This is a genomic window from Prosthecobacter sp. GW821-HT29F12 (genome assembly GCF_058803405.1).
Genome location: NZ_CM179517.1, coordinates 126,931 through 142,431, shown reverse-complemented (window position 1 = coordinate 142,431; position 15,501 = coordinate 126,931). Strand labels below are relative to the sequence as shown.

Sequence of the window (15,501 nt, the reverse complement as noted above, 5' to 3'; positions counted from 1 at the left end):
CCGGATATGCTCGGGGCCTATGAAAACCCATGGCGGCGGGCATCCTCGTGGTGCTACCCGTTTTCTTTATCTGCAGGGCGTGCAAACGCCGTGCAGCCGTTCGCAGATGCAGGGAAGGCCGTGAGAACCGGCCACAGTGGCGCTGCGGTATCGGGTAACGACCCTCCATTCATGTCTGCGGACATGGAATACAGCCAATCGGGAGCAATCCTTGGTGAAGGCGGAGGCGAGGAGCGGTGGTCAAACGTCGCGCAAACCCGGAGTCCGAACATCTCGCTGCGAACAAGCTCATCCGACCCGCCATGTGGCGGTGCGCGGATGATTTCATCGAACCAATGAACACCCCAACGACATGTACCTCCAGAACAACTCTGGTCGCCGCCTCTGCGCAGCGATCACGGCGGCGCTCCTAGCCGCCATGCAAATCAGCGCGGCACAAACGCCCGCCAAGAAACAGCCGAAGACCGAAGACATCCCCGAAGTCGTCATCACGGCGACGATGTCTGAAACGGAATCCTGGCGCACCGCCAGCAGCGTCACGGTCATCGACCGCAAGAAAATTGAAGAGCAGCAGTACCGCTTTGCCATCGATGCCCTGCGCAATGTTCCCGGCGTGACCATCGCCGCCCCGGGCATTCCCGGCAACGTTGCCACGGTGATGACACGCGGCACGACGACGAAGGACACCGCGCTGATGATTGATGGCAGGCCCCTGCCCGCGAACCTCGCCGGATCCTTCAACCTCGAAACCATGGCGCTGGACAACGTGGAGCGCATCGAAGTGCTGCGCGGCCCCGCCGCCAGCCTGTATGGCGGACGTACCATGGGCGGCGTGATCAACATCATCACCCGCAGCGGCAAAGGCTTGGAGAAACCCAGGACCACCGCCTACTTCGAGACCGGCAGCTATGGCACCTTCCGCGAAGGCGTCAGCTCCATCGGTGCCATCGGCAAGCTGGACTGGGGCTTTGAAGCCAGCCGCACCGACATCGACGGGCAGCGCCAGAACGGCCAGTTCCGCCAGACCAGCCTCGCCGGCAAGGTGGGTTACCAGCTTGCCGACAGCCTGCGCTTTGACCTGGACACACGGTACTACACCGCCCAGTCCGGCACGCCCGGCACCATCTTTGCCGTGGACCCGGACGCGCAGTTGCTCTCCGAGTTCTGGAGCATCTCGCCACGGCTCGTGTGGAATACGACCGACCGCTGGACGCAGTCCCTCACCTTCTCGCACAGCCAGTTCCGGCAGACGGCCACCGGCATGGGCGGCTTCTTCAATCCCAACAATCGCACCAGCTCACGCACCGACTTTTTGGAATACAAGAGCACGGTGCAGGTGACTGACAAATGGACCCTCACCGCAGGCGCTTGGTTTCAGGATCAAAAGATCAGCCGCTACAACGACACCGCGCAGATGCTGGACATCTCCCAGGCGCAGACGAATTACGCGTTCTTCGTGCAGTCCCAGGCCGAGCTCTTCAAAGGCTTCAACCTCATCAACGGCATCCGTTATGACAAGTACTCGGATTTCGACAACGCCTTCACCTGGCGCAGCGGCATCAGCTATCTCATCCCTGTTCTGCAGACGGTGCTGCATGCGAACTATGGCACCGCCTACACACCGCCCACGCCGCAGGATTTGACGCCCGTCTTTGGGGGCAATCCCAACTTGCTGAATCCGGAACGCAGCCGTGGCTATGAAGTCGGCATCACGCAGCCGCTGTTTCAAAACAAGCTCTCACTGCGCGCCACCTACTTCCACAATGACCTGCGCAACACCTACCAGTATCCCTTCCCGGCCTTCATTCCCGTGGCCATCGGCTCCGCCACCACACAGGGCATGGAGAGCGGTCTGGACTGGAATCCCTGCGCGATGTTTGGCGTGAATCTGAGCTACACCTACCTGTATGCCTATGACAACACGAACTCAGCCCGACTGGTGCGCCGTCCGCGCCACTCCATCTCCGGCGGCCTGCGCTTCCAGCCTGTGAAGGATCTGACCTTCAACCTGAGCGCCATCTATGTGATCGACCGCGAGGACTATGATCCGATCACCTTCGCCCAGCGCGACCTTGAGGATTACCTCAACGTGCGGCTCACGGCCAACTGGCGCGTGAACGAGCACATCGAGCTGTTTGCCCGTGTGGAAAACCTGCTGGGTGAAAAATATGCCGAGATCCCCGGCTTCCCCGTCATGGGCACCGGCGCGTATGCCGGGCTGCGTTTGCGCTTTTGATCCATATGGTTGACACTGCGGCGTGAGCAGCCCACCGCCACGCACCGAATCTCCTGCCGCACTGCGCGAACGTTTTATCCGTCGTGTCAGTGCGGACAGTCCTTTCTACCGGCTGTTCGATCACCTGCCGGATCTCGCCTTCTTTGCGAAGGACAGCGACTTCCGCTTCATGTGCGCAAGCCGCCGGTTCATGGACCGCTTCGGCATCACCGAAGAAGCCGGCATTGTCGGCAAAAACGACTTCGACCTCTTCCCTGCCCGCCTCGCGGAAAACTTCCGGCGAGATGATGAGGAAGTGCTGCGCACGGGCAAGGCGCAGCTCAACATCGTGGAACTCTTCTTCACCGATCAGGGGCTGCCGGACTGGTTCGTCACCAACAAGCTGCCGCTCACCGATACCAAGGGCCGCGTCATCGGCATCATGGGCACCGTGCAGAGCTTTGAGGGAAAGAAGCAGATGCTGCAGCCCTACCTGCAGATCGACCGCGCCCTTGCCTACATCCGCGACCACTTCCGCACCGGCGTCTCGATCACCGAGCTCGCGCAGATCGTCCATCTCTCGCCGCGCCAGCTGCACCGCAAATTTGTGGAGACCTTCGGCGCCAGCCCGCAGGCCTTCATCATGAAGCTGCGCATCCAGGCCGCCTGCGAAGCCCTGCAACGCGAGGGTGCCAATATCTCCGATGTCGCCCGCGACCTGGGTTTCTGCGATCAAAGCGCCCTCACCCACCACTTTCACCGTCACATGGGCATGACCCCGCTCAAGTACCTCCAGCAGTTCCGGCTGCGGCGGGTGTAGATGGGGGGGCATCTTGCTCATCACTCTTCGTAATGGAGTCCCTCCTTTAGGCGGTCTGGAAGACTTCCAGATTCCGGCTGAAGCCGGCACAACAAAACGGCGCTGCAATTTCTGGTTGCTCCAATGCCGAAGCCCGCTTAAAGACTCCGCCCCACGATTTTCGCGCGATTAGCTCAGTGGTAGAGCATTGCCTTCACACGGCAAGGGTCGCAGGTTCGAACCCTGCATCGCGCACCATTTCGTAAGCATTTTGCTCAACACCCCCGCCAAGCAGGCGAAGAGCGTCATCTGCCACATTTCCTTGAGCATCAAAGGCTAAATAGTTCTCAGGGTCCATTCCGCGTAAGTCATCTGACGATAGAACGCTCTTTTCATCAAAAACGGAAGACACACGTTTTTCGTGTGTTTTGACCCCATTTCGTGTGTCTTTTCGTGTGTCTGATACGTCCCCGCCGATCCTAAGAACACTGTCCCGCAGCGGCAAGTGTCCGGCATCAGTGTAAATTTTCGTCGTGAGTTTCAAATCACTGTGCCGCATTAATTCCATGGCTTCACGCGGAGCGACCCCGTTTGTAGCCAGGAGCGTTCCGAAAGTCTTGCGGAGGGCGTGGAAATCGAAGACGTGACCACGCTCGTCAACGTATGGAATACCCGCGTTTTCCAAGTCGCGACGATAAGCCTTGATCCGTGGAAGATGCGGGAAGACTGCCTGCTGTCCTGATGCGTCGTGATTCCGTTTCAAGGTGCGTAGAGCGTCAACCGCTTGAGGATGCAGCGGCAAAGAGGCTTGTTTGCCGTTTTTGGTTGTCGTAGCCCTCGCATGAATGGCTGGCTTGTCCCCTTCCAATTCAACGTCTCGCCATTGAAGCTTTTGCAGTTCACCACGACGCAGACCAGTGAACCCCGCGACGACGTAGAGAAAGCCGCGCTCACCAGAGACGGCAACGAGCTTTTGCAATTGCTCCAATGTCACAGCACGGCGCGTGCGCTTTTCATAGCTCCCGGTTCCTACCTTGTCCGCATGCTTGAGCGGATTGTTGAGCACACGCCCCGTTTTCACCATCCAGTTCAAAAATACGTTCACCGTAGTGAGATAATCATTCAGCGTTTTGGGACTGAAACTTTGCTTCGAACGCCACTTTTCAAACGAGTCTAGCGTGATGTCTTGCGCCCGCTTCCATGAAGATTCTCGGGCCATGCGTTCAAGCTGCTGTTTCGCCCCGATCACGTATTTGTGATCCCTTGCCAGCCCTTCACGACTGCGCAAAAAATCCTCAATCACCAAGGCAATGTCTTGATTCACCGTATCACGTTGGAGCTTTGGCGGAATAAGCCCGGCCCGCTCGTTTTGCTTTTCTCTCACGATGGATTCAAGCTTGCGGCGTGCTTCGTTTTCATTCGTCACACCTAGCGCAACCTCGCTTGGCTTTGTATCGCCATCCAGACGATAACGACCACGATACAAGCGGCCCACTTTGACAGAATCACCCGTGCGGCGTTGAGGAAGGAAGACTTGCAAATGCATACTCGGAATTGGTTTTTGAAAAGCCCTGAGGGCATTAGAGAACACCAGCGAACCAGCGAAAAATCTACACTCTGACGCAGTTCTAGCTAGACCTTATCGCCGGAGGTCTTGAGGGGCGAGTTGACGGGGATTCTCTGCGATGCGGAGGGAGCGCCGGAAGATTGCTTTCTTCGTTGCGGCGTGCCACGCGCACCACGTTAGCACGGTGCATGATTATCCCTCATGCCGGGATGGGCAGTGTTGAAACGCGCCTTTTTGTTGTGTCAACACAACGGGAATCAGGTGTTTTTGATGTCCTGAAAATGCTTTTCTTGCCAGTGTTTGAAGAGATACAAGATTAAAAGAACGGGCGGGCCTTTCGTCGCGCTACGCGCTCCTCAGGTCCCGCCCGTCATTCATAATTGCTCTTTTCAGGAATGCATTTCGCGTTGTGTTGACACAACCCACCCTTGTCTGGTGTCGTATTTCAGCAGCCGAGTAAGGCGCGATCTTTGGCAGGGAGACGCATGGAGGCAGCAATTGCTTTGCGCTCCTGTGCCGCTTCAGAGGCCGTATGGACGTTCCAAGCCTCTTGCTCCATCATGGCGTCAGCAACGAGTTCAAGGGCCGTAAAACCGTGCTTCATGCGCAACCGGGCGCGGGTCTGGTGGAACTCCTTTTCCGAAATAGAAAGCGCCAGTGTGAAAGGATAAACCTCCCACACTGGCGTTGATGTCAGCCCCCTTGACGGGCCTATGCAAGAGTTCTCCGACATAGGAACAATATACTCACTTGAACACTATTTGCAAGAGCTTTATTCGTAAGCATTTTGCAATATTTTAGGCATAGCATATTCCATGCCAATCATTCGTCTTTCTTTGCTGGCGCTCTGTTTGCTTGCCCCCGAATGAGAACCAAAAGGCTGTCACGAATCGGCTTCGAAATGCGCCCCCAAAGTGTCATTATTTCACACATCTGAAACGTTTGTTCGTGTGTCATGGCGCTGGAGCCATTGATTTTACAGCTAGAGTCTGCTAGTTCGAACCCTGCATCGCGCACCATTTTGCCTCTCTTCGCCATGGCGCGATTTTTACTACAGGAGGCAGCTTATTTAGGACTGATCACAATTTCATTGCGCGGTGGCGCGTGTTTCCAGTGATTGACTTTCACGGGCCTGTCACAATCATCGCCAGTCATGATGCTTCGTCGTCCATTCATCCAATGTGGAATTCTCATCGTGTGCCTGAACATGCCCTATGGTCTCTGTGCTGCTGCGGTGGCGGAGGCTGCGCTTGCTCCGGAGGTTCAGCAGAGGCTGGCGTCGCTCAAGAGCGGTTACGAGTCCTTCGTGTTCCGAAACGTCCGCGTCCCCTATGAACAGGGAGTCAATGCATTGAACGCGCGAGTGAAGCCAGCGCTTGAGCGGGAGGGCGGTGCTGCGGCGGCACGCAACGATCTGGACGGGCTGGTGCGGATCAAGGCTGACATCGCACGCATGGACAAAGGACAGGCTTTGACGGACACGGCCGAGCCGCCGCCTGAGGCGCTCAAGCAGGCCTATGCGAGCTACAAGCTGGAACTGGCCAAGGTGGAGGCCGTGCAACAGACGGGGCTGGTGGATGCGCTGAAGCGCTACGATACGGCTCTGGCCCAGGTGCAGAGCGAGCTGACCAAGGCGCAGGATGCGGCCGCCGCCCTGCAGGTGAAGCAACTGAGAGAGGATCTGACAAAAACGGCCGCCACCGCACCGCCCGTGCAGCGCCCCCTCACAGCCCGCAACCCTGATGGTCTGGCCGGTGTGGAGATGAGCGGTGAGGTGACGCCTTTTGAAGAGGGCGCCCAGCCCTACACCAACCGGTCTTATTCCATCGGCAAGCTTAACAGCACGCTGAGGAAGATGACCTTTGTCAAAAAAGCCGGGGGCGCAAAGTCGTCCACCTTCGTCAACGTGGTGTCTCCGGGAAAAATCTATGTCGCCTGCGCGGAGATGGAGGGCGGCAGGCCCCTGAGCAAGGATCTGGAGTACCTGCATAGCCTGGGTTTTGAAAAAACGCGCCACAAGTTTGAGATCTACAATGTGGAGATGGTCATCTGCACCAAGGACGTTGACGCTCCCTTGACGCTGGACCCGGCCGAATCATTTGCAGGCTTTTTGGTCATCGGGCGCGTGAGCGCCAAACCGTGACGAACGCGCCTCACGAAGCCTGCATGAACCATGCCAGCAGGGGGGGGATGCCCTTGCCCTGCCGCGAGTGTCTCAGCCCAGCTGCGCTATCAGTTCGCTCTCGCGCACCAGTGCTCCGCGCTGAAGGAAAAGCTGGCCGTCCTTGATGGTGAAGAATTCGAAATGGGGATCGACGGCGTCATCGTCGATTTCGCAGCGCAGTTCGCCTTCGGCTTCACCGAGGGTCTTGGCGACTTCCATGAAGAGCTTCAAGATCACATGGTCGCGCTCCAGGCCCATCCAGGAGAATTCCAGGGATTGCAGGGCCAAGTCCACTTCGATGCCCTTCTCGGCGAAGAGGTCGTCCAAATGGTCTGCCTGCTCGCGGGAGAGGATCTTGAAGGTGAAGTAGCCGTCGTAGGTTCTGATTTCGCTCATGCACCGGATGCTTGGCAGCATTTGTTCAGGAAAACAGCTCTTAACTTCCATTCATCTCAAAATTTTCCGAAGCCAGTCATTGCGTCGCAGGCGGGGGCATTTCATACGCATCGTTAAGCTTTGGTTCATGCTTGTTGTGGTGCTTTGCGCCACTTGCTCGATGTGGAGCACTCTGATTTTGAACTTGTGGTGTTTCTGGGGTATCCAACAGCCCCCAACCCTCGCTTTTCGAATTCCGAAAGGCACCCCCCAAAAAAGACCATGAGTGCTTCGCTACTCAAAAGGCCGCTTCGTCGTCGTGCCTTTTGCTCCATCCTCCATGCCGTTTCACTATTTCCGGTGTTATTGCTGACCCATGCCAGCGTGGCCGCAGATGCCAGCTGGACCGGCGGCACCGGCACGCAGCTCTGGTCCACTGGCACCAACTGGAACCCGACCACGGCTCCGGGAGCCACCTCGGGCACCACGAATGCGGACACCGCCACATTCAATACCGCATTGGGTGCGACCACGATCACAATCGATACTGGACGCAATCTCCGCAATCTCACCTTTACCAACACCGCAGGCAGCACCTTCACGATTGGCAGCGCGGGCGCCAATGCGGGAGAAACCCTGCTGCTGAGCAGCGGCGGCGCCGTGACGATGAACTCCGGAAACACCGCCACCGTCACGCTGAATGCACCGATGGTCATTGAGCCGGTCAGCAGCACTGGTGCAGGCTCTTACACCTTCGCCAACAACTCCACCACAGGAGCCTCGGACACGAATCCTTATAAGCTGACCATCAATGGCAGCATCAGCGGCGGTGATACGACTGGACAGATCACCCTCAATTTCAATGGCACCACAGGCAACCGCAGCGGCGATACCACCGGCAACGTGATGAACGGGCAGATCTCCAACGGCTTGTCAGGCGGCGTCAGTGTCAACATCACCGGCAGCGGCCAGATGGGCGTCTGGCAGTTCACCAACAGCAACAGCAGCTACACCGGCAACACCACCGTCACCTCGGGCACGCTCATTTTTAACAGCATCGCCAATGCCGGGCAGAACAGCTCCATCGGTGCTGGCAGCACGCTGACTTTGGGATCCGGTACGTTCGTGAAATACGCCGGCGGGGCGGCCGCCACGGACCGCACCATCACCGGCAATGGCGCTTTTTATAACATTGGCAGCGGTGCGCTGACCCTGAACGGCAGCGTGAATACGGGCATCATCTACCGTGGCAATGGCAGCTTCATCATCAACGGCCTCGTCACCGGCAGCGGCACCATGTCGCGCACCGATGGCGGCAGGGTGTTTCTCAACAACAACAGCAACTCCTTCGTCGGCGACGTCTCCATCTCCGACGGTGCGTTTCAGGCCACCACCATTTTCAACAACGGCACCAACTCCTCCGTCGGCAGCAACGGCAGGCTCATGTTCGGCCAGGCCAGCACCACAGTCGGCACCTTTGAATACGCAGGAAACACCACCTCCACAGACCGCCTCATCGTCATGAACAACGCCGCCGCCGGCAACACCGGGCGCGGCATCATCAATGCCATGACGGCCGGTCAAACGCTCACCTTCACCAACGGCGTTCGCGTTGCCACGGGCAACACTGTCAGCGCTGCCGCCAACTTCTCCGATCTCACCCTGACCGGCAGCGGCAATGGCGAGATTCAGGGGCAGATCGGTGGCACCACGGGAAACGCCGCCACCGTGGTGAACATGCAGATCATCAAATCCGGCACCGGCACCTGGACGCTCTCTGGTGCCAACACCTACCTGCTGCAGACCCTTGTCAATGCAGGCATCCTCAACATCCGCAACAGCAGCTCTCTGGGTGCGGTGATGACCAATGAAACCGTCCCCTCCGCCGCCAACGCAGGCACCGTCGTCGCCAGTGGTGCCACGCTTCAGCTGCAGAACAACATCAGCGTAGGAGCCGAAGCTCTCACCCTCAGCGGCACCGGAGCCGCCGGGCAGAATGGCGCGCTTGTCAATGTCAGCGGCACCAACAGCTACGGCGGCGCACTGACCTTTGGCACTGCCAATGTCGCCATCTCATCAGACAGCGGCAGCCTCGCTCTTACCAGCACCACCGCCATCGTCGGCGGCACCCGTAGCCTCACCCTCACTGGCGCGGGCAGCGGCAGCCTTGCAGCCGCCATGGACACCACCGTCTCCGGCCTGACCAAGAATGGCACCGGCACATGGACCCTCTCCGGAGCCAGCTCCTACACAGGTGCTACCACGGTGAATGCAGGCACACTCAATGTCACCGGCTCCCTCGGCAACACCGCCGTCACCGTCGCAGGTGGCGCCAGCCTTGCCGCCTCAAGCACGTTCGGCGGCAGCCTCACCGTGGCGAATCTCGGCACCCTCAGCATTGGCAATATCCTCACCGCCGGGAGCACCGGCACCCTCACCATCGGGGGCAATCTTGTGCTCAATGACAGCAGCTTGCTCCTTTTTGATCTCGGCACCAGCAGCGATCTCATCCAGGCCAATGGCAGCCTCATCACCCTTGATGGCGTCGTCCGCGTCACTACCGGCGCAGGCTTCACCGCAGGCACCTACAAGCTCATCGGCTACACCGGCACCCTGACCGACAACGGCCTCGTGGCCCAGATGCTCGCCGGGTACAACACGAGCATCGTCGTCGATACCGTGAACAAAGCCGTAAACCTCGTCGCCACCGCCATCAGCGCGCAGTACTGGGACGGCACCGACACCGTGGCAGACAACCTCGTGGACGGCGGCGATGGCGTCTGGACCAATTCCGGCACCAACTGGACGCTGGCAGACGGCAGCAACAATACCAGCTGGTCCGCCTCCGTGGAAAAGATCGCCATCTTTGGCGGTGCCACCGGCGGCACCGTGCAGGTGCAGGACACCGTGGTCGTGAACGGACTCCAGTTTGCCAAAAGCTACACCCTGACCGACGGCGGAGGCAAAATCTCCATCTCCAACGCAGCCACGGAAATGCGCGTGGATACCGGAGTCACCGCCACACTGGCAGCCCCGGTCATCGGCTCAGGTGGCCTCAACAAAACGGGAGACGGCACCCTCGTTTTCACCGCCGCCACGGGCTCGAACACCTACAGCGGCACGACCCTCATCACCTCAGGCACGTTGAAGATCGGCGCCACTGACACCCTGCCTACGGGTACCGCAGTCGTCGTCGGTTCGGGAGCTTTCACCGGCACCTTCGATCTCAGCGGCGCAAGCCAGCGCATCGCCAGCCTGCAGATCGCTTCCAACAACGCCAGTCTCAGCAGCACCGTCACCATTGGCGCCGGACAGACCCTTACCGTCAATGGTGGCTTCTCCACCGGAGTCAGCGGCACGGTCAAGGCCACCACCTTGGCCACGATCACCGGCGCAGGCTCCCTCGTCGTCAGCACCACCACCGCCAACTTCGAGGCCGGGCTGCAGACCGTCACCTCCCAGGCCGCCGCAGATGCCATCCCGGGCGCCGCCACTCCGTTTGACAATCAGGGCAACACCAACACCACCATCACCGACTTCAGCGGCCTCGGCTCCTTCACCGCCAGCGTTAATGAATTCCGCGTGGCCCACGGCCTGAACAACAAGAGCACCCTCTACCTCTCCAACACCGCCAACAGCATCACCGCCAACACCGTGCAGATCTCCAACAGCGCTGACTTCAATGCTGGAAACGGCATTCTGTACCTCGGTACTGGCACCAACGTCATCTCCACCAATGCGCTCAACATCGGCGTGTCCAAAGGCGTCGGCACCGTGCAGTTCCTCTCTCAAACTGCAGGCAGCGCAGGCACCGTCGTCATCGGCGGGAAGACCGGCGCCACCACCAACATCACCGTTGGCAGTTCACTTGCCACCGTCACCGGCGCATCCCCCACCGGCACCCTCGACCTCCGCGGCCACAATGCCACCGTCACTGCGGGTGCGCTCATCATCGGCAAACGCAGCAGCAGCGGCGCAGGCGGGGCCAGCGGGACCGTGAGTTTTGACACCGGCACTTTCACCGCCAACTCCGTCGAACTCGGCACCATGAGCGGCAATGCTGGCACGGTCGTCGGCTCCCCCACTGCCAGCGGCACTCTCAACATCGGCGGCGGCACTTTCACCGTGAATGCCGGCGGCAGCTTTGTTTTGGCTACTTACTCGAATACCAACACCTTTGGAAAGGTCACAGGCACGCTCAACATCAGTGGCGGCACCCTCATTTCCAACGTTAATATCACCGAAGGCGGCAGCGCAGGCTCCACCACCAGCAACACCAGCAACACCATCAGCACCATCAACCTCACCGGTGGCACACTGGACATGACCGGGCACAGCATTGGCGATGCGACAAACGTCATCGACACCATTCAGCTCGCCTCCGGCACGCTCAAAGACGTGAGCGAGATCAACGGCGGCGGTGCCGTGTCCAAGACCACCAGCGGCACCCTCACGCTCCTCGGCACCAACACCTACTCCGGAGCCACCACCATCAGCGCAGGCACCCTGCAGGTGGGCAATGGCGGCACCTCAGGGACGTTGGGTTCTGGGAATGTTATCAACAACGCCACGCTGGCCTTCAACCGCAGCGATCTCCTGACGGTGGCCAACAATGTCAGCGGCTCGGGCGTGGTGAATCAAACTGGCAGCGGCACCACGGTGCTGAGCGGTGCCAATACCTACACCGGGCAGACCACGGTCAGCGCCGGAAGCCTGCTGGTGAACAATGCGTATGGCGGCGCTGATTCCGCCACGGGCACCAACACAGTGCAGGTCAATGCGAACGCGACTCTCGGCGGGATGGGAAGAATTGCAGGCTCTGTCAACCTCGCCGCGAATGCGACTCTGGCACCGGGCGGCAATGCGGCCACCATGACGGCTGGCACGGCAGGACTGAGCACGCAAATCGGCACGGTTCTGATCGGAGGCAATTTCAATGTCGGAGCCTCCGCCACGCTGGCCCTGCAATTGAAGAGTGGCGACACGGGCCTGAATGCCACCTTTGATGCCATCACCAACCGCCTGACCAGCGTCAGCGGCACCGCCATGGATGGCGGCAACGACCGCATCATCGTGAATGGCACCCTGTCTCTCGATGCGGCCTCATCCATCAATGTCACCTTGGGAACTGGCTTCACTCCCACTTACCATGCAGTTTTCGATTTGGTGGACTGGACCGGCTCCAACATTGCGCTGGCCTACTATGACTCAGGCACCGGCATGCGAGTGGGAGGCAGCGCTGACAATGCGGGCTTCGCACTCGACCTGCCTGATCTCACCATTTACAACAGCAGCTGGTACTGGGATGTGAGCCAGTTCGGCAGCACCGGAGTCATCGCCATCGTGCCGGAACCCAGCCGCGCCCTGCTACTGCTGGGTGGATTGCTGGGCTTGGGTCTGCGGAGAAGACGGCAGCCAGCGCTCTAAGAATGGAGATGTGCAGGCGGCCTGCATTGAATCACTTTGCACTGCTTGTCAGCCGCTTGGGCTTGAACTTCAGCACGGCTGCTTTGAATTGATCCAGCACCTCGTGCGAGGAACCGTAGCGGCCGGACACATACATGGCGACCAAGGGATCAAACTGAGGAGCGAGATCGGGGCGTGCTTCCGCGACGCGTCGGGCAAAGGTCAGCGGGCCTTCATTGGGCATCCAGGTCTTCACCCCGGCTTTGCCCACACGGCTGCAGGCGCGCTGCCACAGCCGCATCCAAGGATCGGCATGACGCGCGGGACGCCGCAGCCATAGGGCGACGAGCAAGACACCCACCACCACGAAGGCGGCACTGGGGATGAGCAGCACCAGCTTGCTCTGGCGCAGGCCGACGCTTTCCAGCAGGCCGCGCTGGGATTCCTGATTGTAGTCGATGACCTGGTTTTGCCAGTCGTAGTTGACGCTGTCCCACCACAGCCGCAGGCGCTGCAAAGAACGCCCCCACAGGGTGCGGCGCTGGCGTTCTGCCTCCTCGGCACCTCCGGCCAGAAAGGCTTGCAGATCAATGTTCACGCGGTCGGGCGCAAGTGCTCCGGTGGGATCAACACGATACCACCCGTAATTTTCCAGCCACACTTCCGTCCACGCATGCACATCACTTTGTTTCACGATGAGGTAGCCACCATTGTGGTCGGAGTATTCACCACCAAGGTAGCCGACGACGATGCGTGACGGCACTCCAGCCATGCGCATGAGCGTGGCAAAGCTGGCGCTGAAGTGCTCGCAGAATCCGATGCGGCGTTTCAGAAAGAAGTCTTCCAGCGCCTGCGGCCCCTTGTACTCTCCCGGCTCCAGCGTGTAGCTGAAACCCTGGGTCCTGATGTAGTTAAGCGCTATCTGCACAATCTGCTCATCCGTTTGCGTCACCGATTCCCAGTAGTCAGTGAGCTGCTTAAGCTTGGGGGAGATGTTTGGCGGCAGTTGCAGCGCGGCTTCCCGGTGATCCTCTGGCAGTTCACGAAAGGGCGGCAGTTCGAAACGCGAGACCACCTCGAAACGCTCGGAATTCTGCACCATGAAAGGAGAGCTGAGCGATTGATCGAATTCGGGAGACAGCCGCTCGCCACGCAGCTTGGCCATGATGGGCAGATCCAGCGCGGGCAGCCATCGTTTGCCGTGCGCCTCAAGGTCGATGATCTGACGCAGGTCCATGCCGTTTTTCGGACGTGGCAGCTGGGGGGCAAAGCTGAGACGGTCACCCCGCGTCCAGCGCATGCCTTCACAGTCCCAAAGCGTGATGCAGCGCCAGTAGCGGGTCTCGTTTGAAGGCAGTGTACCATCAGGAAAGCGTACACGGAAGGCCACATCCGAACTCCGCGCCACCTGGGCGATGTTGCCGGGATCGAGAACATTATCGAGGCCCGTTTGACCAAAGCGGCTGCGGCCGAGCGCGGACCCCAGATCCAGCAGCCCGCGCGGAAACACAAAGAACAGGAGCAAGACCAATGGCAGCGCCTGGGCAAACAGCATGCCCGTCACGCGCAGCGGTTCACGCACCCCCGGAATGCTGCGGCGAAAGCGCACCATGCAGGCGGTGATGAACAGGACAACCACCACCGTCCACACAGACCGTGCGAGGTGGTTCTCCAGCAGCACTGCGCAGAAGGCGAGAAACCAGCCGATGAGCGCCAGCACCTGAAACTCACGTGGGGTGCGGCTTTCCAGCATCTTGGCGCCAGCAAGCACCAGCAGCAGCGCGATGCCGGGCTCCATGCCGCCCAGCTCACCATAACTAAAATACACCGCAGTGGCACCTGCAATGATGACGCCAATGCGCACCAGCAAATGCGGCACCGCCATGCGCAGCACCCCGCGCCAGATGAGGCACAACGCACACACCACCAAACCTGGCGTGGCGATGTAACCGCGCAGCGGCAGGATGGCGAGAAGCAGCGCGAGACTGAGAAACAGCAGCGGTCGTTTGGGGAGAAAGGTGGACTGCTCCAAACTTACAACGTTGTCCACCTTGCCTGCCTGCAATTCATCCGACAGGGCAGATCCGGCATCCGTGCCCGACTGCAGAGAGAGTGCATCGAGGCAGCGCCGCAAATGGGCGGGACCATGGCCTGCGCGAATGATGAGCCCGGGCATGCGGAGTTCGTACGGCTTTCCTTCGTCTTCACAGGTTTCCATCCAGCGGACGATTTGTGCCGCACGGGCAGGCGCATCGAGCTGCAGTGAGTTCCAGTCGAGCACCACGACACCCTGGACGCCGCTGCTCCATGATTTGACCATCAGAGGGCCGCCACGCGCCGCTGAACGCCAGTCGATGTGACGCGGAGAATCCCCTGCACGCCATTCACGCAGACCGGCAAAATCATCACCACCGCCCGTATTCCCACGGGAGGAGGAGACAGCGATGGCATCTCCCTGCCGTGTGGTGTCTGGAGCAGGCAGTGGCAGATCACCCGCAGCCTCGGGATGCACGCGACGCACCCACTTGGTCTCAACCAGGCACTCCGCCGAGAACAGGCCCAAAGGGTAAACACTGCGCACCACCAGCTGCAATGCGCCGCTGGCATGGTTTACGGGCGGAGGAAGATCGACGACCACCGCGCCGCCTGCCGGAACACGCTCAACAAACACGGGCGTGGTAGCACCAACGACGTACACTTCGAGTCCGCATGGAGATACAGCCCCCGTGGCACGCAGCTCCACCGGAATGTACTTTTCAGCATCCTGTGCCGCAGGCCTGGCACCGATCAGCCGGACACTCAACCCGCGCAGATTCGCACGTGCATGCAGCCATGAGAGCAAACCCATCGTCGCAGTGAGCAGCGCGATCAAATGAGCAGCCCCATTGGACTGCGCCTCCGCCGCATACCACATGCCCGCAACGATGGCGAACAGCGCCAGCGTGTGTCGGTTCCAGCGCACGCGCACTTTCATG

Annotated in this window: 9 protein-coding genes and 1 tRNA gene; 6 read left to right on the top strand and 4 right to left on the bottom strand. The window is 59.8% G+C overall.

The genetic code is table 11. The features are described 5' to 3' along the window. Positions 1 to 352: 352 nt before the first annotated feature. The 3 genes from AC3RLQ_RS00500 to AC3RLQ_RS00490 all read left to right on the top strand — a co-directional run bounded on the left by AC3RLQ_RS00500 (position 353) and on the right by AC3RLQ_RS00490 (position 3,272). Positions 353 to 2,236, top strand: coding sequence for a TonB-dependent receptor plug domain-containing protein (locus AC3RLQ_RS00500; protein WP_493033324.1), 1,884 nt, complete (start codon positions 353 to 355; stop codon positions 2,234 to 2,236). A 22-nt stretch (positions 2,237 to 2,258) separates the two neighbouring features. Further along, a complete protein-coding gene (locus tag AC3RLQ_RS00495) occupies positions 2,259 to 3,035 on the top strand; it encodes a helix-turn-helix domain-containing protein (RefSeq protein WP_493033322.1) in 777 nt (258 codons plus the stop codon). A gap of 162 nt (positions 3,036 to 3,197) precedes the next feature. Continuing rightward, positions 3,198 to 3,272 (top strand) — tRNA-Val (locus tag AC3RLQ_RS00490). Here the strand turns inward: AC3RLQ_RS00490 and AC3RLQ_RS00485 are convergent. Further along, positions 3,229 to 3,882, bottom strand: a complete 654-nt coding sequence (locus AC3RLQ_RS00485; protein WP_493038802.1) for a tyrosine-type recombinase/integrase — start codon at positions 3,880 to 3,882, stop codon at positions 3,229 to 3,231. The two genes, AC3RLQ_RS00490 and AC3RLQ_RS00485, sit on opposite strands and share 44 nt — an antisense overlap. On the opposite strand from AC3RLQ_RS00485, the gene AC3RLQ_RS00480 reads away from it, so the two are divergent. Next, a complete protein-coding gene (locus tag AC3RLQ_RS00480; RefSeq protein WP_493033320.1) occupies positions 3,856 to 4,191 on the top strand; it encodes a hypothetical protein in 336 nt (111 codons plus the stop codon). The two genes, AC3RLQ_RS00485 and AC3RLQ_RS00480, sit on opposite strands and share 27 nt — an antisense overlap. An 835-nt stretch (positions 4,192 to 5,026) precedes the next feature. On the opposite strand, the gene AC3RLQ_RS00475 is transcribed toward AC3RLQ_RS00480, so the two are convergent. After that, the gene (locus AC3RLQ_RS00475; RefSeq protein WP_493033318.1) at positions 5,027 to 5,314 is read right to left on the bottom strand and encodes a hypothetical protein; all 288 of its coding nucleotides are present in this window, start codon (positions 5,312 to 5,314) and stop codon (positions 5,027 to 5,029) included. 420 nt (positions 5,315 to 5,734) lie between these two features. Here AC3RLQ_RS00475 and AC3RLQ_RS00470 point away from each other — a divergent pair, with 420 nt between their 5' ends. Continuing rightward, the gene (locus AC3RLQ_RS00470) at positions 5,735 to 6,724 is read left to right on the top strand and encodes a hypothetical protein (protein WP_493033316.1); all 990 of its coding nucleotides are present in this window, start codon (positions 5,735 to 5,737) and stop codon (positions 6,722 to 6,724) included. A 72-nt stretch (positions 6,725 to 6,796) separates the two neighbouring features. On the opposite strand, the gene AC3RLQ_RS00465 is transcribed toward AC3RLQ_RS00470, so the two are convergent. Beyond that, positions 6,797 to 7,141 carry a hypothetical protein gene (locus tag AC3RLQ_RS00465; protein ID WP_461526415.1) on the bottom strand — a complete coding sequence of 115 codons (345 nt, stop codon included), beginning with the start codon at positions 7,139 to 7,141 and terminating at the stop codon, positions 6,797 to 6,799. Between the two features lie 261 nt (positions 7,142 to 7,402). On the opposite strand from AC3RLQ_RS00465, the gene AC3RLQ_RS00460 reads away from it, so the two are divergent. Continuing rightward, positions 7,403 to 12,547, top strand: coding sequence for a beta strand repeat-containing protein (locus AC3RLQ_RS00460; protein WP_493033314.1), 5,145 nt, complete (start codon positions 7,403 to 7,405; stop codon positions 12,545 to 12,547). A gap of 31 nt (positions 12,548 to 12,578) precedes the next feature. On the opposite strand, the gene AC3RLQ_RS00455 is transcribed toward AC3RLQ_RS00460, so the two are convergent. Further along, complete coding sequence (locus tag AC3RLQ_RS00455) at positions 12,579 to 15,500, bottom strand: transglutaminaseTgpA domain-containing protein (RefSeq protein ID WP_493033312.1); 2,922 nt, start codon at positions 15,498 to 15,500, stop codon at positions 12,579 to 12,581. Position 15,501: the final 1 nt, after the last annotated feature.